18 protein-coding genes and 4 tRNA genes are annotated in these 20,017 nt (G+C 49.9%); 10 read left to right on the top strand and 12 right to left on the bottom strand.

All coding sequences use genetic code 11. The features are described from left to right. Position 1: 1 nt before the first annotated feature. The 4 genes from HYT76_08660 (at position 2) to HYT76_08645 (ending at position 5,015) form a co-directional block, all read left to right on the top strand. A complete protein-coding gene (locus HYT76_08660) occupies positions 2-1,312 on the top strand; it encodes a tetratricopeptide repeat protein (GenBank protein MBI2083617.1) in 1,311 nt (436 codons plus the stop codon). Next, entirely contained in the window at positions 1,296-2,132 is an 837-nt protein-coding gene (locus HYT76_08655) for a FecR domain-containing protein (protein MBI2083616.1), read from the top strand. Before HYT76_08660 ends, HYT76_08655 begins: the two co-directional genes overlap by 17 nt. A 1-nt stretch (position 2,133) precedes the next feature. Beyond that, positions 2,134-3,114 carry a hypothetical protein gene (locus tag HYT76_08650; GenBank protein ID MBI2083615.1) on the top strand — a complete coding sequence of 327 codons (981 nt, stop codon included), beginning with the start codon at positions 2,134-2,136 and terminating at the stop codon, positions 3,112-3,114. A gap of 83 nt (positions 3,115-3,197) precedes the next feature. Continuing rightward, positions 3,198-5,015 carry an adenylate/guanylate cyclase domain-containing protein gene (locus HYT76_08645; protein ID MBI2083614.1) on the top strand — a complete coding sequence of 606 codons (1,818 nt, stop codon included), beginning with the start codon at positions 3,198-3,200 and terminating at the stop codon, positions 5,013-5,015. Here the strand turns inward: HYT76_08645 and HYT76_08640 are convergent. Both HYT76_08640 and HYT76_08635 read right to left on the bottom strand, forming a co-directional pair. Further along, entirely contained in the window at positions 5,001-5,774 is a 774-nt protein-coding gene (locus HYT76_08640) for a homocysteine S-methyltransferase family protein (protein ID MBI2083613.1), read from the bottom strand. The two genes, HYT76_08645 and HYT76_08640, sit on opposite strands and share 15 nt — an antisense overlap. A 22-nt stretch (positions 5,775-5,796) precedes the next feature. Continuing rightward, on the bottom strand, positions 5,797-6,138 hold the full coding sequence (locus HYT76_08635; protein ID MBI2083612.1) for a phasin family protein: 342 nt from the start codon (positions 6,136-6,138) through the stop codon (positions 5,797-5,799). Positions 6,139-6,227: 89 nt separating this feature from the next. On the opposite strand from HYT76_08635, the gene larE reads away from it, so the two are divergent. Genes larE through HYT76_08620 form a run of 3 tightly spaced genes read left to right on the top strand, consistent with a single transcriptional unit; the run spans position 6,228 to position 9,102 of the window. Beyond that, the gene (gene larE / locus HYT76_08630; GenBank protein MBI2083611.1) at positions 6,228-7,001 is read left to right on the top strand and encodes an ATP-dependent sacrificial sulfur transferase LarE; all 774 of its coding nucleotides are present in this window, start codon (positions 6,228-6,230) and stop codon (positions 6,999-7,001) included. Between the two features lie 17 nt (positions 7,002-7,018). Next, complete coding sequence (gene ald / locus HYT76_08625; protein MBI2083610.1) at positions 7,019-8,086, top strand: alanine dehydrogenase; 1,068 nt, start codon at positions 7,019-7,021, stop codon at positions 8,084-8,086. Beyond that, positions 8,083-9,102, top strand: coding sequence for a quinone-dependent dihydroorotate dehydrogenase (locus HYT76_08620; protein MBI2083609.1), 1,020 nt, complete (start codon positions 8,083-8,085; stop codon positions 9,100-9,102). The genes ald and HYT76_08620 overlap by 4 nt, the downstream gene beginning before the upstream one ends. Here the strand turns inward: HYT76_08620 and HYT76_08615 are convergent. Further along, positions 9,099-9,830 (bottom strand): hypothetical protein, encoded by a 732-nt coding sequence (locus HYT76_08615; GenBank protein MBI2083608.1) that lies wholly within the window; start codon positions 9,828-9,830, stop codon positions 9,099-9,101. The two genes, HYT76_08620 and HYT76_08615, sit on opposite strands and share 4 nt — an antisense overlap. 135 nt (positions 9,831-9,965) lie before the next feature. Between HYT76_08615 and HYT76_08610 the strand changes: the two genes are divergently transcribed. After that, positions 9,966-10,037 (top strand) — tRNA-Val (locus HYT76_08610). Positions 10,038-10,056: 19 nt separating this feature from the next. After that, positions 10,057-10,130, top strand: a tRNA-Asp gene (locus HYT76_08605). A gap of 29 nt (positions 10,131-10,159) precedes the next feature. Here HYT76_08605 and lon read toward each other — a convergent pair. Genes lon through tig form a run of 4 tightly spaced genes read right to left on the bottom strand, consistent with a single transcriptional unit; the run spans position 10,160 to position 15,890 of the window. Then, complete coding sequence (gene lon, locus HYT76_08600; protein MBI2083607.1) at positions 10,160-12,622, bottom strand: endopeptidase La; 2,463 nt, start codon at positions 12,620-12,622, stop codon at positions 10,160-10,162. A gap of 51 nt (positions 12,623-12,673) precedes the next feature. Continuing rightward, complete coding sequence (gene clpX, locus HYT76_08595) at positions 12,674-13,900, bottom strand: ATP-dependent Clp protease ATP-binding subunit ClpX (protein ID MBI2083606.1); 1,227 nt, start codon at positions 13,898-13,900, stop codon at positions 12,674-12,676. Between the two features lie 23 nt (positions 13,901-13,923). Beyond that, positions 13,924-14,601, bottom strand: a complete 678-nt coding sequence (gene clpP, locus HYT76_08590) for an ATP-dependent Clp endopeptidase proteolytic subunit ClpP (protein MBI2083605.1) — start codon at positions 14,599-14,601, stop codon at positions 13,924-13,926. Next, positions 14,601-15,890 (bottom strand): trigger factor, encoded by a 1,290-nt coding sequence (tig, locus tag HYT76_08585; protein ID MBI2083604.1) that lies wholly within the window; start codon positions 15,888-15,890, stop codon positions 14,601-14,603. The genes clpP and tig overlap by 1 nt, the downstream gene beginning before the upstream one ends. 120 nt (positions 15,891-16,010) lie before the next feature. Between tig and HYT76_08580 the strand changes: the two genes are divergently transcribed. Beyond that, positions 16,011-16,083 (top strand) — tRNA-Lys (locus HYT76_08580). 9 nt (positions 16,084-16,092) lie between these two features. Here the strand turns inward: HYT76_08580 and HYT76_08575 are convergent. From HYT76_08575 to HYT76_08555, 5 genes are all read right to left on the bottom strand, one after another. Further along, positions 16,093-17,040: an NADP-dependent oxidoreductase gene (locus HYT76_08575; GenBank protein MBI2083603.1), complete on the bottom strand. Its 948-nt coding sequence runs from the start codon at positions 17,038-17,040 to the stop codon at positions 16,093-16,095. Continuing rightward, positions 17,040-17,122, bottom strand: a tRNA-Leu gene (locus HYT76_08570). The genes HYT76_08575 and HYT76_08570 overlap by 1 nt, the downstream gene beginning before the upstream one ends. 62 nt (positions 17,123-17,184) lie before the next feature. Beyond that, on the bottom strand, positions 17,185-17,694 hold the full coding sequence (locus HYT76_08565; GenBank protein MBI2083602.1) for a hypothetical protein: 510 nt from the start codon (positions 17,692-17,694) through the stop codon (positions 17,185-17,187). A 2-nt stretch (positions 17,695-17,696) separates the two neighbouring features. Continuing rightward, the gene (locus HYT76_08560; GenBank protein MBI2083601.1) at positions 17,697-18,629 is read right to left on the bottom strand and encodes an EamA family transporter; all 933 of its coding nucleotides are present in this window, start codon (positions 18,627-18,629) and stop codon (positions 17,697-17,699) included. A gap of 21 nt (positions 18,630-18,650) precedes the next feature. Continuing rightward, positions 18,651-19,727, bottom strand: coding sequence for a hypothetical protein (locus tag HYT76_08555; GenBank protein MBI2083600.1), 1,077 nt, complete (start codon positions 19,725-19,727; stop codon positions 18,651-18,653). Between the last annotated feature and the right edge of the window lie 290 nt (positions 19,728-20,017).

The raw sequence follows: 20,017 nt of genomic DNA, 5'->3' as shown, positions 1-20,017 counted from the left end.
TATGAAGTGGCGTCTCTTGGCCCTTCTTTTTTTCTTGCCTTTAATTGTCGAGGCGGCCTCTCCAGCGCGGAAGGCCGAGGTCGATTTTTCCCAAGGTCTGCTTGCCTTTAAGGGGAGGGATTATGAGGAGGCAGAGAGGCATTTTTCGACCGCCCTCGAAAAAGACCGAGGAAATGTCTCGGCGACCTATTTTTTGGGTGTGACACGCTATCACTTGGCGAAATACGATGAAGCGGTCGCGCTTTTGAACGATGCGATTCAAAAAAATCCACGGGAGCCGGAGTCTTTTTTCTATCGTGGGCTTTCCCATTATCGACTGGAAAAGAAAGATGAGGCTATCGAGGACTTTAAAAAGGTAACCGAATTGGCCTCCGCGGGTCCGATGTATGATCTGTCGGTGAGTTATTTGAGACGGCTTCAGGAGACCGGTTTTATTTCGGAAGTCAGTCAGGAGAGGCGCTGGTTTCTTTTTGGGAATTTCGGTTCCCTCTCAGACAGCAATGTTTCTCTAAATCCGGAAGGGGTGACGCTCGCGACACTCCCTTCGGATCAAAGTGATCTTCAATTTTCTGCCGAGGGAGGAGGGGGGTATCGTTTTCTCTCCGGGGAGAAATATCGATTAAGCGCGAAGACCTCTTACACACATTCCTTTCATCTCGAGCTCAGCGAATTCGATTATGGTGTCGCCGATGTTGAATTGGAGCCTTCTTTTCGTGAGGGAAGGTTTGGAGCTGAGATTCCGGTTGCCTATCAGTTCTCTTTTCTGGGCGGTGAAAAATATCTGAGTCGTCCCTTGTTAAAACCTTCTGTCCAGTATCTCTTCGAAAATCGATTCCTCTCCAGGCTCACACTGCGGGGGAGGCTTGATTCGTTTTTCCAGGCGGTGACCAATGTGGCACAGAATCGCGATGCGAAAAATCTTGAGGTTGAGGTGGCTGAGTATCTTTTGGGGGATGACCAAAAACATTTTTTGAAACTCTCCTATATTTTTGAGGAGAATTGGGCCGACGGGGCCGATTGGGATTACAGGGCCCATGGGGTCGGTTTTTCAATGAAGAGCCCTCTTTTTCTGGAGATGACCTTTTATTTTTATGGGGAGGTCTTCTTTGACAAGAAGTTTCATAATATTGACTCTATCCTTGGAACAAGACGCGATGACTTTTCGCAAGTCTACGGGATCAAGTTGACTCGAAAGATTGTTCGATCGGTTGACTTCGTTGGCTCCTATGATTTTTATCGAAACAGTTCGAACCAGTCATTTTTTGCTTACAGTCGACAGATGGTGGGGGGTTCTTTTGCATTTAGTTTCTAGACTCGTGTTTGTTTTTATCCTGGGGTTTGTTTCATTACCTCTGGTAGCGGCCGATTCGGTTGGTGAAGTAGTCTTTGTTCGGGGTGAGGTCTCCTTGTTTTCTATTTCAGAATCAGGGCAGAGGATCGCCGCCTTCGGAGACAAGATCTATCAGATGGATACCTTGCAGACCGGCGCGGGAGAGCTCAGGGTCCTCTTTACGGATAAAACCCTGCTAAGTCTTGGTCCTAATTCGAAGGTCCTCGTAACCGAACATCTGTTTCGGCCTCAGCAGGGGGGACGTCGTTCCCTTTTTGATATCTTGAAGGGGTCAGTTCGCGTGCTGGTCGATGAGGCAACCTCCTTTCGGGTCAACGATGTCCGTTTCCAGACCCCCACAGCGGTGGCGACGGTCAGAGGGACCGATCTTGGGATTCGTCTCTTAAACCGTTCCAGCCAGTTTTTTTGTTTCGATGGTCTTCTGGAGACCTATTTTCGCGAAGAGCCTGAAGCCAAGGTGATGCTCCATTCAGGCCAGTATACAGAAATCAAGAACGCCCCTCCCACTCCTGCGGCGCCGATTCCGTCTGGGTTGGGGAGAGAGTTTCAGTCGGTTTCAGAGGCCTCTGATTTACGGGAGGTCCTGGATCAGCCGGGAGGGGTCGGGGGCCCCGAGGTCCTCGAACCGGAAAAAGAAGTTGCGAGGGTTGTTGATCAGCCCCCACCGGCGCCTGTTGTGCCGTCACTGATTCCAGGAGGGGAGACCTCAACGCCGGAGTCGGTAAAACCGGCTGCGACGGAGGGGAAGATGAAGGTGCCGCTCAAGTTCCCAGGGAGATGATATGAATCCTCTGCAAAAGCTCATCAGTACCATGCTTTTTCTGATTTTTTTTGGAATGCAGGCTGGATGCGGACAGGTGACGGAGGAGACATCGGTCTCTGCACCGATCACGATAACATTACCGATAAAATCAGAGACCTCCCTCCCTGAGAATCTGGAAAAGGTTGTTCTCGAGATCAATGGAGAAGGTTTCCCGACCATTACCCAAAGCGTTTCGAAGCCTTTTACGGAAGGGATCGAGTTCAATGTTGATGTTCCGATTGGAGAGGATCGCGAATTCAAGCTTACCGTTTCCAGAACAGGAAGTCTTCGCACCGGCTATAAGGGAAAGACAGTTGCCGATGTTACGGCAGAGGGGGCGACGATTCCGATCAATCTCCAGTTTGTGAACTTCATCTCCGATTTTACGGCGGAGCGGAGTGGCCCGGATATTTCCTTGGTCAGTTTTGGGGTTGATACGCAGGGGACATCGGAACTGACCGATGACATTGTTTCGATGAAGATCGATTTTGCCCAGTCTGTTGAATCCTCCCATCTGGCCGTTTTTATTGAGTTTGACAAAGACAATGACTCTTCTACGGGGCGTTCCGAGACGATTATCCATCTCCTGCGAGGTTCTATCGCGACGAGTTTCAAGAGTGGCTCTGATCGCTATATCCTCGCCGAGAAGACCTCTTCGGGCTACACGGCATCTCTTTACGACTCGAACGATGCTAAGGTGGATGTCCCGGAGAGCGCGAAACTGACCGCCTCTCTTGAGAATCCGACACGGCTGGTTGTCACCTTGACCACTGCCGCCTTTTCTGTGCTGGTTGATTCAAACGGCGAGGGGGGGTTCAACCTTTTGGTTGGTGAAAAATCGAGTCTCGATCCTCTCCAGGCGCCGAGCTTCTCCTCATTCACCGCCAGTGACATTGCCCTCGAGGAAGAGGCGATCGGGGCGGCGGAGTATGACGCCTATTTTAGTACCTCATCGTTGTGAAACGTTATCTTTTAGCATTAGCCTCCCTTCTCATTTTTTCTCTTTTAAATCTTTTGGATCTTCCCCCCGTTTCATCGTCTGAGATGAAATCACTTGATTGGCTCTTCCAGTGGAGAGGGGCCAAAAAAACGACGGGGGAAATTATCGTTGTTGCTATTGATGAAAAGAGCCTGAGTCAGGAGGGGCGCTGGCCTTGGCCGCGTTCCAAAATCGCCTCGCTGATCCAGAAAATCAATCAGGGTGATCCCCGGTTGATCGAAATGGATATTATGTTTGCCGAGGCCTCAGAGGACGATCGGCTTTTGGCCGAGGCGCTTGCGAGCCGAAGTCATCTGATCCTCGGTTACTATTTTTACCAGAGTGAAAAGGAATTAAAGGCGGCGGAGATTTCCTCTCATAAAATGGATGAGGCCTTCCGTGAAATCCTTCCGACCGCCTTCCCGGAGATTTCGGGTCTTCAGGATGACTTGAGGAAAATGGTGGGGGTGGTCGCGAACACAGGCACCATCGCTCAGGTGACAAACCGGCAGGGTTTTTTCAATATTTTCCCAGATCCGGATGGGACACTGCGCCGGTTTCCCCTGATGGTGACCTATCGAGACAAGTTTTTTCCTTCGTTAGGGCTCGAGACCTTTTCCTATTATTCAAAAGGGTATGATCCCGTGCCGGTCAAGGATGGCTCAGGGGCTCTGGTTGGCATGAGCGTCGGTTCCCGATTGATTCCGACAAATCGCCATGGGGAGATTCTGATCAATTATCGGGGAGGCGAGGAGCTCTTTCCCGTTTATTCGGCTACTGACCTGCTGCAAGGAGGTGTGTCGAAGGAAACATTGAGTGGCAAAACGGTTCTTGTCGGTGCGACGGCGATCGGGATCTATGATCTGAGGGTCACACCTGTTTCCTCGGCGTTGCCCGGTGTCTTTGTCCAGGCGAATTTCCTGGATAATCTCTATCAGGGAGATTTCCTGATTCAAAACGATGGGACGCGCCTCGGTGCCTTGGGAGTCATGGCCCTCGTGACTTTTCTCCTCGTTTTTTGGATGCCTCGTCTTAAGATTCTGACAGGGGTTCTTCTGTTCGGTGTCATTTTGGTTGTCTATGCTTTTTTTGTCCAATGGCTCTTTCAGCAAGGGACAATTTTTTCACTCTCGACTCCGATTTTACAATGGTCGGTTGTGGCTCTATCGATGACGATTCATCGGGGGATTGTCGAGGAGAGACAGAAGCGGGAGATTCGGAAAATATTCCATTCTTACTTGCATCCCGATATCGTGGAGGAGTTGATTCGTGAACCTCAGAAGCTGAAGCTCGGAGGGCAGAGAGTTGAGTGCACCATCTTCTTTTCTGACGTGAGGAATTTTACCTCCCACTCCGAAAAGATGGATCCTGAAAAACTGGTTCAACTCATGAATGAATTTTTCGATCCGATTTCCAAAATAATTATTGAAGAAGGGGGATATATCGACAAATTTTTGGGAGACGGGATCATGGCGATCTTCGGGGCCCCTGCGGTCACGCCGGATCATCCTTTGAGGGCCTGTCGCGCTGCCCTGAGGGTGCAAAAGGCAACTCAAGAGATCGAATCTCTTTTTCATCAAAAGTATGGGATCGCTGAATTCAGGATCGGGATCGGGCTTCATACAGGGCCTGTTGTGCTCGGGAATGTCGGGACAAGGGAACGACTCAACTATACGGTTATGGGAGATGCGGTGAATCTCGCGGCGCGGCTCCAAGGGGCCAACAAGGATCTCGGGACAACGCTTCTGATGAGTGAATCAACGTATAAGGCTGCTTCCGAGGCGGTTGAGTCTCGTTTCAAAGGGGAGATTCGGGTGAAAGGCAAAGAGGAAGCGATTCGGGTTCATGAGATATTGGGTATCTCCCCTTCAAATTTTCTTTAACTTCTCTCCCAACAACCGAATGTGCACCGGTGTTGTCCCACAACACCCACCGATATAGGTAACGCCAAGATTGGCTATCCGAAGTCCCCATTTCGCAAACTCCTCCGGGAAAATCGGTCGCGTTGGCAGGCCGCTGGCTGGTTTCGCAAACCAGGGACCTGGATCATGCATTCGAAAAATATTGAGGAAGTTGAAGACCTCCTCCGGATGAAGGCCACAGTTGGCGCCAATACAATCAGCCCCCGCCTCACGCAGTGTCATGCTCATGAGATCCATCATCCTTTGGTTCTTTTTGGGGAGACCCCTTGGGAATGTCATTGAAACGATCAGATACCGATCCGAAACCTCACGGACCGCCAAGATTGCCGCCTCGGCCTCTGTGAGAGAGGTCATCGTTTCGATCAGATAACCATCAGGCTTCTCCTTTTCGAGTGCCTTCACCTGCTCGCTAAAAGCCTTGATCATTGCAGTCTGCTTTAACTTTCGCGCCTCTCTTCCGAGAGGACCTATTGAGGCGAAGACCTTCACCTTTCGCGCTGCCTGACGGGCGATTTTTACCGCCTTTCGATTCAATCGCTCCACTTTTTTTGAGGAGTTCAGACGAAGTCTGTTGGCTCCGAAACTGTTTGTGATGATGACCTTGGCTCCCGCCTCGGCGTAGCTGCGGTGGATTTCACGGATTAAACCGGGACGTTTTTCGTTCAATTCTTCGAGACAGGAATTTCCAGGGATTCCATGCATCAGGAGCATAGTTCCCATTGCCCCATCCATTAAAATCATTTTATTTTCTCTTGGATTTTTTCTTTGCGGGAGTCTTGCGAGAAATTTTCTTGAGATGATGGCCAATCTGCTCGATCTGGTTCTCCAGTTTTTCAACGCGCCTGTGATAGGAGGTGATGTCCTGACAGGAGGGGATGCGCATCATTTTGAGGACATCTTCAACCCGCCGTCGAAGAGTTTTCGCAATTTCATCTTTTGTCTCAATAATCTTGGCAACGGTATCGGTAAATTTTTTGTTATTAATGAGTTCACTCAAGGCCGCGGAACTGAGGACCTGCCCCACGATGTCTTTTTTGAGTCTCTCTCCCCGCTGAAGGGCATCCTCGATCACTTCTCGTAACATGACGCCGAGAACTACGCCCCACGCCTCATCGAGTCAATATCTTTCTCTCCTTGACCGGCCGGTGTTCGTGTCCTAATTTTCAAACGTCCATGCAAAAACTGGAAAAACTTCAGGAAATTTTGAATGGAATGGGGTCGGTCCTTGTCGCCTATTCAGGTGGAGTCGATTCAGCCTTTGTGGCGAAAGTTGCTTTTGATCTCCTTGGAGATCGTGCCGTGGCGGTGACGGCCCTTTCTCCCTCTTTTCCCAGTTATGAAGTGGCTGATCTCCATCATGTTGCCAAAGGGATCGGGATCAAACATTTAACGGTCGAGACCAAGGAGCTTGAAAATCCGGACTATCGCGCCAATCGGGGGGATCGATGCTATTTCTGTAAGTCGGAGCTTTATCAATATCTGATCCCGAAGGCGAAGGAGCTGGGGATCCAGGTGATTGTGAATGGGACGAATGTCGATGATCTCTCGGATATCCGACCGGGTCTCAAGGCGGCTCAAGATTACCAGATTCGATCACCACTCGTTGAGGCGGGTCTTACGAAAGTGGAGATTCGGGCGTTGTCACGTGAGCTTGGTTTGTCGACTGCTGAGAAACCGGCGCTCGCTTGCCTCTCCTCCCGTTTTCCGGTTGGGACTGAGGTGACACCGGAGCGGCTCAGGAGAATTGATAACATTGAATCAGGCTTGTCTGAGCTCGGCTTTAAGGTTTTTCGGGCGAGGTTTCATGAACCGATTGTGAGGATTGAATTGGGACAGGATGAGCTCGCTAGATTGTTGGTTTCTGAGGTGCGTGAGAAGGTAGATCAACTTTGTCGCGAAAGTGGTTTTGCTCATGCAACAATAGATCTTGCCCCCCTCTTAAGATAAGAGGGGATGGGGGTGATATGATTTTAGGAATTCCAAAGGAAGTTAAAGAGTACGAATACCGCGTCTCAATGACCCCGATCGGGGTTCGGGACATCATTCGTGCAGGGCATACCGTTTTGGTCGAGAGGCATGCTGGTCTTGGGGCGGGATGGGGTGATGCTGAATATCGTGATGCGGGGGCAAAGATCATGGCTCGCGACGAGCTCTTCCGGACCAGTGAGATGGTTGTGAAGGTGAAGGAACCTCAGTCCTCAGAATTCAATCTCTTTCGTGAGGGGCAGATCCTTTTTACGTATCTGCATCTCGCCGGTTATCCTTCTTTGATCAAGATACTCCTGCGACGTAAAATCATCGGAATCGGCTATGAAACGGTTCAGACAGAAGATGGTCGGTTGCCGCTTCTGGCGCCGATGAGCGAGATCGCCGGAAAGCTCGCTTCTCTGATGGGGGCGAACTATCTCCGAAAAGATTTTGGTGGCAAGGGAAAGCTTCTCTCAGGGGTCTTGGGAAAAGACCGGGGGCATGTGACGGTCATTGGGGCCGGAAATGTCGGGACTCATGCTGCCATAACCGCCCATGGTCTGGGGGCGAACGTGACCGTTTTCGATCTGGATAAGGTTAAATTAGAAATGATCCGTCAAAAAATTTCGGATCGATTGGAGACGGTTGTTTCCTCTTTGCCGGCGATTATGGAGGTGATGCCCCGGACCGATCTCGTTATTGGGGCTGTCTTGATTGCGGGGCGTCGTGCCCCGAGGGTTGTAACGAAGGAGATGATCCAGAGGATGGTGGCAGGATCTGTGATTGTGGATGTCGCGATTGACCAAGGTGGGTGTGTGGAGGGGATTCATGTCACAACCCATGATAAGCCGATCTACCTCCGTCATGGGATTATCCATAACGCGGTCGCCAATATGCCTTCTTTGGTTCCACGAAGCGCCTCGGAGGCGCTCTCCCGCGCCACATTTCCCTATGTGAAGAAGATTGCCGACCTCGGTTTTGAACGGGCGACCCGGGAAGATCCTGCCTTGAAAAAAGGTGTGAATCTGGTTCGTGGGGAAGTCGTCTTGCCAGGACTTCAGTGATCTGGAAATTTTTACGAAAAGCCTTTTTTACGCTGGATGCCGAAAAGGCACATGATCTTGTCTTAAAAGCGCTCGCTTCCTGGTCTTGCTTTTGCCGAATTGATCTTCCTAAAACAGATATTGCAAGGAATCCGACGTTACGCCGGCAACTCTTTGGAGTTGAGTTCCCAAATCCGTTAGGGCTTGCGGCTGGCTTTGACAAAAATGGAGTTGCGCTACCAGCCTGGCAGGCACTGGGGTTTGGTTTTGTTGAGGTTGGAACGGTGACCGCAAAACCTCAAACAGGAAATCCAAAACCGCGTCTTTTCCGACTCCCAGAGGATCAGGCGCTCCTGAATCGTCTCGGTTTCAATAATGAAGGGGCGCGTTGTGTCGCGGAGAGGATTGAAAAGGTTCGGAAGAAGGGGAGGGTGAAGGTCCCGGTCGGGGTAAATATCGGCAAGTCGAAAGTTGTTCCCTTGGAACAGGCGTCCCAAGATTATCTCGAATCTTTTTCTGCTGTGGCCGATGTTGCCGATTATCTGGTGATCAACGTCTCGAGCCCGAATACGCCCGGTCTTAGAGACCTCCAGGAGGAGGGCCGGCTTTCGAATCTTCTCGATACCTTGAGCTCCGCCAATCAGAAACGAAAAATCCCACGTCCCCTTTTGCTCAAGCTTTCACCAGACCTCTCCGATGAGGGTGCGATTCAATGCGGAAAGGTTTCCCTTGAGAGGGGATTGGTGGGATTGATTGTGACCAATACGACAATTTCGCGTGAAGGCTTGAAAGGAAAGGTCAACGGGGATGGGGGGATCTCCGGCCAACCCCTCTTTAAACGGAGCACGGAGATGCTTGAGGTTCTAAAGAAACATTTTGGTGACAAATTGGTTTTGATCGGTGTCGGTGGGGTTATGGATGGGAATGGGGCAAAAAAGAAACGGGAGGCGGGCGCCGATCTTCTCCAGACGTATACCGGCTTTGTGTATGGAGGGCCTTCTTTTCCCAGGTGGATTCTAAAACAATTGATAGTTTAAGAATTAAACGCTGTTATTGCACCCAGAACGACAATTCCTGCAATCGAAAGTAAGCCGGCTGCCTTTGCCATTGTGCAGAAACCTCCAAAAAGACGAACCATATGGGCGGGTCTCTCTGCAAGCCCCACAGGTCCGGAAAAGAATTCAGCAAATTCTCCACCCATTCGAAGTACGGCGGCATTTTTGGCCACTTTTCCTACCGATTCAATGACAGCCCTTGGAACAGATTCCGCGATAACAATTCGAGGAGAAGAATCAGGTTTTACCTTTCGTAAAAGGGTTCCCCAGGTTCTGTTGGCTGTCGTGGCGCTATCAATATCGAAACCAATCTGAGCAATCGACGCTTCAAGCTGAGCTGCTGCTTCTCCTTCCAGTCCTCTCCAATCACGAAGTTTGGACATCAGGTGGGTTCTCAGGAGGGTTACATTTCTCAGCCAGGTGGCAATTTCACCCTGCATCCTTAGTGCTGGTTCTGGGGTCCTACTTCGCATTACCCTCCAGACCCTTTGTTCAAATATTGATATAGGATGAGGTCGTAAATCAGGACGATAATGTCCTGGCGAACCATCAGGGACAAAATCAATAGGCCTCCTTCGAAAGGGTCCCTGCGGGGATGCCCCGAGTATCGTAATGGTTTCACCAAGCCTTGCCTGCATAAGAGGAAGGTTGCCCACAGCGGGGAGTCCTGTGAATGTTGCGGTACGTCTTCTCGGTCCTGTTGCTGCCATAAATCCTCCTAAGTTAATAAGTTAAGTAGGGCTATTCATCGCATCTTTAAGGTTATTCGTTGCGTGGAAAAGACAGGGCAAGTAAATTATTGTTTGAATTTGTACCTTGAGTATTAGATAAGTGATCTCCTTGTCGGGCGCGTAGCTCAGTGGTAGAGCACCTCGTTTACACCGAGGGGGTCGTGGGTTCGATACCTACCGCGCCCATTCAAAGTGTGGGTCGCGTGGGGACGTAGATCAATTGGTTAGATCGCCGCCCTGTCACGGCGGAGGTTGCGGGTTCGAGCCCCGTCGTCCCCGCGGGATCCATTCAAATCCTCTATTTACTTTTAATGCGTGACGGGAGGTTCAACGCGAGCGCGCTCCCTAGGATATGCAGTCTCTTCAGTGGGAGGAGGGAGAAGGGGGCTTTCGACTTTTTTAAACAATTTATTGGGATCTTTAAGGACAAGGGCGTTCTTCAGAACCTCGTCCATATGTTCGACCATGATAATCTGAAGTTCATTGAGAATTTTTTTCGGGATCTCCTCTAGATCTTTTTCATTCTCTTTTGGAATGATGACAGTTTTAATTCCGGCACGATGGGCAGCGAGGGTTTTTTCTTTGAGTCCCCCGATCGGCAAGACGTTACCTCGAAGTGTGATCTCTCCCGTCATCGAGACATCTTTTTTGACAGGAATCTTGAGGAGGGCGGAGGTGATCGCTGTGGTCAAGGTAATACCGGCTGAAGGACCGTCCTTCGGAACCGCTCCCTCAGGAACATGGATATGGATATCGACTCGTTGGTAGAAGTTCCTGGGGATACCCATGCTCTCGGCGCGCGACCGCACATAGCTCATCGCTGCCTGGGCAGATTCCTTCATGACATCACCAAGTTTCCCGGTCACAATCAGCTGACCTTTTCCCGGCATGACAGTCACTTCCGTGGTGAGCAGCTCTCCACCAACCTCGGTCCAGGCCAAGCCATTTGCCATGCCGATCTGGTCTTTTTCTTCCATGATCCCGAAGCGGAACTTCGGAACACCCAGATATTCCTTGATGAGATGCTGAGTCACCCTGATTTTTTTGTCTCGTCCCTTCATGGCGATCTCTTTGGCGATCTTGCGGCAGACCGTGGCAATTTCTCTCTCCAGATTTCGGACGCCGGCCTCCTTTGTATAGCGGCGAATGATCAGTTTGAGAATGGTATCCGACATCTCCATGTTTTCTGGAGTTAAGCCGTGTGCCTCGAGCTCTTTCTTCAAGAGGTATTTTCGGGCGATATGAAGCTTCTCGATCTCTGTGTAACCAGCGAGACGAATAATCTCCATTCGGTCTTGAAGGGGAAGAGGGATCGAATGCAGGGTATTTGCCGTGGTAATAAACATGACATTCGAGAGGTCATAATCAAGATCGAGATAATGATCCTGGAAGGCGCTGTTTTGTTCGGGATCGAGGACCTCGAGGAGTGCCGCAGAGGGGTCACCTCGAAAATCCATACTCATCTTGTCGACCTCATCGAGCAAAAAGACCGGGTTGCTGGAGTTGGCCTTTTTGAGACTTTGAATAACCTTGCCTGGCAGGGCCCCGATATAGGTCCTTCGATGTCCCCGGATCTCCGCTTCATCACGCACACCGCCCAACGAACAGCGGACGAATTTACGTCCCATGGCGCGGGCGATTGATTTTCCGAGAGAAGTCTTTCCAACACCCGGAGGACCGACGAAACAGAGGATCGGGCCTTTCATCTTGTCGACGAGGCTCCGAACCGCAAGATATTCTATGATTCTTTCCTTCGGTTTTTTGAGACCGTAGTGATCCTCCTCGAGGATTCGTTCCGCTTCCTTCAGATCCAGCTTGTCTTCTGTCATGTCGTACCATGGGAGCGACATGATCCAATCAATATAGTTTCTGACAACAGTCGCCTCGGCCGACATCGGGCTCATCAGTTTGAGCTTCTTAAATTCCTTTTTGACCTTCTTCGTCGCCTCAGCGCTCATCTTCTTGCTCTTAATTTTTTCTTCCAGCTCCTGGAGCTCGCTCTTGAACTCGTCGCGCTCTCCGAGCTCTCTTTGAATTGCCTGCATCTGCTCGTTGAGGTAATATTCCTTCTGGGTCTTCTCCATCTGCTTTTTGACACGGGTGCGAATCTTTCTTTCCACCTGGAGGATTTCAATTTCCGATTGGATCTGACTGTAGAGGCGTTCGAGACGCTCCGCCGGATTATCAATCTCAAGGATTTTTTGTTTGTCTGGAAGCTTCAGCGAGAGATGGGCGACGATCGTATCGGCCAATCGCGAAGGGTCATCAATCGTGGCCACCGAGGCCAACATCTCCGGCGGGATCTTCTTATTCAGCTTCACATAGGTTTCAAATGAGGTCTTGATCCCTCGCATGAGCGCCTCAACCTCCACGGAGACTTCCCGATTTTCGATAATCTCTTCTACCTCAACGACGAAAAAGGCTGTGTTTGGAAGAAATTGCTTGATTCGGGCGCGGCGCTTTCCTTCGATCAGGACCTTGACGGTCCCATCAGGGAGTCGGAGAAGCTGGATGATAGTCCCCAAGGTGCCGATTTTATAAATATCCTCGTCCTTGGGATCGTTTGTCTTGGCGTTTACCTGGGCGGCGAGCAGGATATCCTTCTCCTTGCTCATCGCCTCCTCAAGGGCGGCAATAGACTTCTCGCGTCCCACAAAGAGTGGCACCACCATGTGTGGGAAAACGATAATATCTCTTAAAGGAAGAAGTGGGACGATCAGCCCTGTTTGACTGTCGGATCCTTCCGGTTGGTCGGGTTTGTCTCGAAACATAGTTTATAATCTAATGATGCCTGTCCCTAAAAGCAAGGGCAATGCTTATATTCAGGCGGACTCTGCCTTCTTTTCGTAGACGATAACCGGTTCACGATTTCTGAGGATAACCTCTTCGTTGATAACGACTTCCTTGATATTATTACGGGAAGGGATTTCGTACATAATATCGAGCATGATGCTTTCCAGGATGGCACGGAGTCCTCTCGCGCCGGATTTTCGCTTCAGGGCCTCTTTGGATATCATCTCCAGGGCCCCTTGGGTGAATTTAAGCTTGACCCGTTCGAACTCAAAAAGTCTCTGATATTGTTTTACCAAGGCATTCTTTGGCTTTGTCAGGATATCGATCAAGGCAGACTCGGAGAGCTCAGAGAGTGTTGCGATGACCGGAAGCCGACCCACAAACTCAGGAATCAGACCAAATCTCAAGAGGTCTTGTGTTTGCACGTTTTGCAAAAGCTCGGACAGGTTTTTTTCCTGAGCGGATTTGATCTGGGCCCCAAATCCCATGCTTTGCGAGCCGCTTCGTCGTGAGATGATATCTTCCAGGCCGACGAAGGCTCCACCGCAGATAAAAAGGATATTTGTGGTATCGATCTGGATAAATTCCTGTTGGGGATGTTTGCGTCCCCCCTTTGGAGGGACATTCGCCACTGTTCCTTCAATAATCTTTAAAAGAGCCTGTTGGACCCCTTCTCCCGAGACATCACGGGTAATCGAGGGGCTGTCTGACTTTCGGGAAATTTTGTCGATCTCATCAATATAGACAATTCCCCGCTCACAGCGGGCTTTGTCGTAATCAGCTGACTGCAGAAGATTAAGGATGATGTTTTCAACATCCTCTCCAACGTATCCTGCCTCAGTTAAGGTGGTGGCATCCGCAATCGTGAAAGGGACATTCAGGATCTTGGCGAGTGTTTGTGCCAAAAGTGTTTTTCCGGAACCTGTTGGTCCAATCAAAAGGATGTTTGATTTTTGGAGCTCGACATCAGAGGTAGTCGAACGGTTTTCTATCCTTTTATAATGGTTATGAACAGCGACAGACAGGATCTTCTTCGCACGTTCCTGTCCGATCACATATTCGTCGAGTATTTTTTTGATATCAGCCGGTTTTGGAACAGTCGCCCTTGAAACGAGCTGGGTCGCACGCGCATTTTCTTCCGCTATGATGTCGTTACAGAGGTCGATGCATTCATCGCAGATGTAGACCGTCGGTCCTGCGATAAGTTTCCGCACCTCTTTTTGGGATTTCCCACAAAAGGAACAGCAGAGATTCATCGGATCATCAATGAAATTGCGCGTCATGTTTTTTTATCCACCGCCTCCGGTTTCTTCTGTCGATCCTCGCGATATGTCACCACGTCATCAATGATACCATACTCTTTAGCCTCTTGTCCCGTCATGTAATAATCTCTTTCGGTATCCTGCTGGATTTTCTTTAGGGTTTGTTTTGTGTGTTTGGAAAGAATCGAATTTAACTCCTCGCGAAGTCTCAGGATTTCACGTGCCTGGATATCGATGTCAGTCGCCTGCCCCTGGATTCCCCCCATCGGCTGATGGATCAGGATACGTGAGTGGGGGAGGGCGCATCTCCTTCCCGCCGTGCCTCCCGCCAAAAGAACCGCCGCCATGGAGGCGGCCTGTCCCATGCACATGGTCGAGATATTGCATTTGACATATTGCATTGTGTCATAGATCGCCATCCCGGCGGTCACAGAACCCCCTGGAGAGTTAATATAGAGAAATATCTCTTTTTCAGGGTCTTCTGACTCCAGAAAGAGGAGTTGGGCGATGACGACGTTCGCTATTTCATCGGCGATCGGTGTCCCGATAAAAATAATACGGTCTTTGAGCAGGCGTGAATAAATATCGTAGGCACGTTCTCCACGGTGACTTTGCTCAATAACCATGGGAATGAGTTGGGCAGTTGGTGCTTCGACGAGTGGGCTTAGGGCTTGAAATCCTTTAGAATTCCACATCATTTGCTCATTTTGATTTTAGCCTTCGACAGCACAAAATCAAGGGTTTTTTCCTCACGAAGGCTTGCCTCGATACCGGGGTAGAGGTTTTTCTCCTGATACTGCTTCTTCAAGGTTTCAAAAGGTTGTCCCGATCGAGTCGCAAGTTCCTCGATCCTTTTTTCGACCTCTTCGAGCGTGACGGCAATCCCCTCTTTTTTTGAGATCCCGTCGAAGAGGAGTCCGCCGATCACGCGGAGTTTCGCCTCTTCTTCATTTTTTTTAAAAAACTCTTCTTGGGCGGCATGAATTTGCTCCTGCGTAAATTGGTTTTCCGCACGAATCGATGCGAGCCACTGGCGAAACATCAGATCCAACTCCATTTCGATCATCCCCTGAGGGACGGTGATCTGGTTTTTCTCCTGGAGCTTTTCGACAACCTGGCGGGCCAAATGGTTTTTTTCTCGGATCTCTTTTTCTTCTCCCATCTGTGCCTTGACTTTGTCTTTCAGCTCTTGAAGGTTGTTGAAACTGCCCAGATCTTTTGCAAAATCATCGTTAAGATCAGGGAGTTTCTTTGATTTTAATTCCTTCAATGTCACCTCGTATCGGACTGTCTTTCCCGCCGTATTTTTATCGGTCCAGTCACCGGGGTAGGTCACGTCGATCGGTCTTTTTTCCCCGGCCATAATTCCAATCAGTCCCTTCTCGAAATCGGCAATGAGTGCCTTCTGTCCGATCTCTGCAATATACCCCTCCGTCTTGGTGCCTTGGAGTGGCTTGCCATCATGAAACGCCTCGTAGTCGAAAATGACCACGTCCTTTTCTTGAGCCCCCCGCTTTTCCTCTACCGGGATTAATTGAGCGGCCCTTTCCTGGAGGTGTTTGAGCGTTTCTTCGAGCTCCTTCTCTGAGACCTCAATACTGTTTTTCGTGAGAGGAAGTCCTGTGTACCCCTTTGGTTCGATCGTCGGACGGATTTCAATCGTCGCTTCGTAGGTGAAATCTTCCCCTTCGCGAAAGTGGCGGACCGCGATCTGGGGGTAGGAGACCGGTGAAATGGAAACTGATTCCAATGCCTTTGGATAACTTGAATTAACGAGATTCTGAATCGCCTGTTCCTCGGCGTCTTGACGGTAGTGAAGCTGGAGGACCTCTTTCGGGACCTTGCCCGGACGAAATCCCTTTAGCGAGGCCTTGGTGCCGACCGTATAGTAGGCCTGTTCCAGGGCGACCCGTACCTCTTCGGCAGGTACGGTAATGTCGAGCTTGCGGGTGATCTCGGTAACGTCGTGGACTTGTACCTTCATAGTCCTCAGAAGCTATCGAAAGGTTAAAAAGGAGTCAAAGCATTTGACACTCTCAGCGGGAATTCAGTAGGTTGCCGGCCGTAATGAGTCGAATTGATGGATTTTTATTACGGTTTCATTGGGCGCTTAGCTCAGTTGGCAGAGCAGCTGGCTCTTAACCAGCGGGTCACAGGTTCGAGCCCTGTAGCGCCCACATTCTTTTTCATCCGATTCGCAGCACAATCTTTCCACGGACATGGCCCGTTTCAATCGCTTCATGGGCCCTTTTCACTTCAGAAATGGGGAAGATCTGAAAAAGGCTCACCTTGAGCCTGTCTTCTTCGATGAGTTTTCGCAAACGGTCGAGATGGCTCGGCTCTGGCCGAACAAAGACGTAGCCAGGCTTCAAACCCTTCTTCTTAAAAAACTCTTCATCCAGGGCAAGAAGTGAGGTCAATCTCCCCCCCTTTTTAAGGACATCAGCACTTTTTTTCTGGGTTTCATCACCGACAGTATCAAAAACGGCATCGATCCCTTCGGGATGTTTGTTTAGAACCGCTTTGACAAAATCTTCCTTCGTGTAGTCGATGACCTCATCTGTCCCAAGTTTTCGGACATAGTCATGGTTCTTCTCACTGGCCGTGGTGATGGTATAAGCCCCTATTGTTTTTGCTAATTGAATTGCGAAACTTCCGACACCGCCAGCGCCGGCATGAATCAGGATCTTTTCTCCGTTTTGAAGTTGGAGACTTTCAAAGAGTGATTGATAGGCGGTGAGTCCCGCCAGCGGGATCGCTGCGGACTCTTCAAAACTGAGATTCTTTGGCTTGAGAACGAGGTGTCGAGGTTCTAGCGCGATAAACTCCGCGTAGCTGCCGTCGTGGATCTTTTCTTTTCTGGTGTAGGCGAAGACCGCATCCCCTTTTTCGAAGTTTTTTACCTCGGAACCAACCTCGTCAATCACACCTGACGCTTCCCAGCCAAGGGTGATCGGGAGTTCATACGGCATCCGTCCCTTCAGAAGCCCTTTCCGGATCTTCCAGTCGACCGGGTTGACACCCGCCGCGACGATTTTTACCAAAACCTCTCCCGGTTGGATCTTCGGTTTTGGGATATCGGCCAATTCCAAAACGTCTCTCTCGCCGAATTGTCGAATGATGATTGCCTTCATGGTGCCGAGGGGGGGACTCGAACCCCCACGGTTGCCCACTGGATTCTAAGTCCAGCGCGTCTGCCAATTCCGCCACCTCGGCAGGGATTCGATATCTGTTTATATCTGTTAACTGACAGGAAGATCTAGTTAAAAAAAGAAGGGTTAGTCTGTCTTTTTCCCTTCCAGAATCGTTGCCCCTTGAAAAAGAGATTGGAGTGTCCTCGTTGAACCTGTGTCGTCAGTCAAAACAACGATATCTCGAATCCCATCCCCGGTGACATCGGCCAGAAAGACACCTTTTAAGATCGCGAGAGAGGTTCCTTCTCGTGTTGAAACGGAAAAGGGTTCTCGTTCCCAGAGTTCCCAATTTCTGTGGCAGTCATCGCCACGACAACGGGTTGTCGCATGAAAGCTAAAGGTAGCTCGAAAGGGGGCAGGACTTTCTATATTCACACGAAAATAAAAGTCTTCAGCCCTTCCATCCCGATCGAGATCCTCAACAATATGAAAGGTCGCATGGTCCTCGACAGCCCCATCGCCAAAAAGATCAATTCCTGACTCCAGCATCCCTGTTGATAGTATCTTTCCAGGCAGTGGTGCTCCCCCATCGGCACCAATGACCTTTTTGTATTCTTGAAGGGTGATGGGACGTGCAGGGGCGAAGGTTAGCATTCTTAGTTGTTACATCGGGTTGTTAGGGAATCGGTTGCGACTTTTTCCTCTTTTCGGAATTTATAATTCATGAGGATCCAGCTCAACAAGGTAAATACGATGAGGCTCGCCCCGATGGCGGTCTGTTTTGTGAATCTTTCATTCAGAAGCAGATATCCGGTGAGACTTCCGATGACCGGTTGGAGGAAGAGGGAGAGTGCGAGACGGGAGGCAGGGATTTTCTTCAGCAAAAGGTACCAACCGGCATATCCAATGAAGGAGCAGAAAATTGCTAGAAAGAGAAGGGCGGTCCAGCTTGACTTGGCCTCAGTGAAGGAGGGGATCTCTCTTAACGTCGGAGAATAGATCAGCAGATTGACCAGAAAACCGGCCAGATGCATCCAGGCGGCGACCTTGAGCGGATCCTCTCTCTGCGACAGGTAACGTCCCGTGGTGGAGTAGATAGCCTCACACCCGAGGGCTGCAAGAAACAGCAGATTTCCGAAGAGACGGGCCAGTGTCATCGGGCCTGAAAGACCTTCCCACGTGATGCCGGAGAGGATGAGGACTCCTGTGGCGGAGACCAGAAAGACAAACAAGAGATCCCAACCGATCCTCTCTTTCAAGATCAGAGAAGCCATGAGTGCTGTGATCAACGGCTCCATCGAAACGAGGACGGAGACATCAATAACCTGGGTCAGCATGAGACTTTTGAGCTGACAAAAAGGGGAGAGGGAGAAAGTGATGACACCAACCATGAGGACTAGCAACCAGGTTTTTTTTGAAAATGAATGAAACCCTCGGTAAGCCCCGAAGAGGAAGAAGCAGAGGGAGGCGATGCCGTAACGAAGGATCATGACGAGTCCCACCGGCATGTCGCCCAACGCAAATTTCATTGCAACAAAGGAACTGGACCAGATGATTTGGAGAAGGAGGAGCAGGATTAAAAGGGGCATAAATTTTTCTGGAAGTGATTTTTAGCGATGAGAGGGTGAGCGACTATTGACAATCTGAGCGTTAACAGCCTCACCCGCTTCATTGTATTCGAGAAAAAGCGACAGTTTTCCTTTAATATATTCTTCCTTGCGACGAAGGTGTCCTTCATGATCGTAGAGATATCTTGTGGAATGAGATTTATGCAAGGGGTCCGAGGGATCACGGATCGATTCCCCCTCCTCGACGAGTTGTCCTTTTGAATCGAAAATTCTGAATTCGTAACTCTCCCCAAGACTACCATCATCTTCGGTATAGTAATTTCGAACGATCAATTGACCTCGGCTATCTGTGTGCTCGACTCTTCTTAAATTGGAAAACAATTCTGACGTATTCACAGAAGCGCCGTAGGCCTCATGTTGTCGACCGGGATGATCGACGTGCTCACTCGTGATACGCTCACCTGGTTTGGCAACGATCATAAAACCGGAATCAAACTCTTTTCCTGTCATGATCGCGACGATATCAACTCCCTCTTCTTCATAGGGACCTGTCGTGAGCGGGAGATTTTGATAATTATTGTTCCAGCCATTTCGCGCAACCAGTGAGAGGACAGAGAACCTCACCTGCGCCTCCGCGTCGTAAGAGCATTGAGGGACCTGGATAGCGGCGATCAGTGAGAGGGCTCGATCTCTCAATAAATTTTTATCAGTGGGATTTGAAAAGAAATCTAAGAAAACAAGTGTTGAAGCATAGAGCGAAGGATTATTTTGGAGCGCGACGAGGATCTGTGCGACGACCGCATCGGTCGGGATTTGATGGAGTGCCTGGGCGATTACTTTCGGATCCTTTCCTCTCAAGAGGGTTTTTACTTTTTGGAAGGCACTCTCTTCACCGGAGAGGGCTGCCTCTTCAAGTTTTTGCGAAAGGTCTCGGATATATTTTTTTTGATCCGCTTCTGTTATCCCGGATTTTTGAGTGAGACCTCGAAGCTGGGCAGCTTCTCCTTGGAGATCGTGAGTCTCCGACCTCCCTATCGCTTGTGGTTCCTCACCTCCTCCTAATTGAATATCTGGAGTGACTCGTGCGCTGGTTGCCGCAATGGGACCTGGAGCTGCCATAACCCCTTAATTATCGGCCCATGAGACGGTGTGAGTTGCGCCTGGAGGAGTGATAATTATTGTTTTAAATTCATATAGTTACATTAGAATTCTTGCGTCCTCCTCACCTTATCTGTAAGAAAGCGAACTGTTTTGGAGAAGGCGGCGGTGACATCGTTCTTGTCCGATGGTTTTTTAAGGGGAAGCAGGATCTCCCCATGAACTTCCAATAGCGAGTGAGGAGACGAGCATCGGATTCACTCCGTGCGAGTCCCCGAAGCGAGCGGTGAGGTAGAGAAAATCAGATGAGG

Source organism: Deltaproteobacteria bacterium (assembly GCA_016180845.1).
Classification (GTDB): Bacteria; UBA10199; UBA10199; order JACPAL01; family JACPAL01; genus JACPAK01.
The sequence above is the reverse complement of the archived record's forward strand: the minus strand, read 5'-3'. Positions and strand labels throughout refer to the sequence as shown.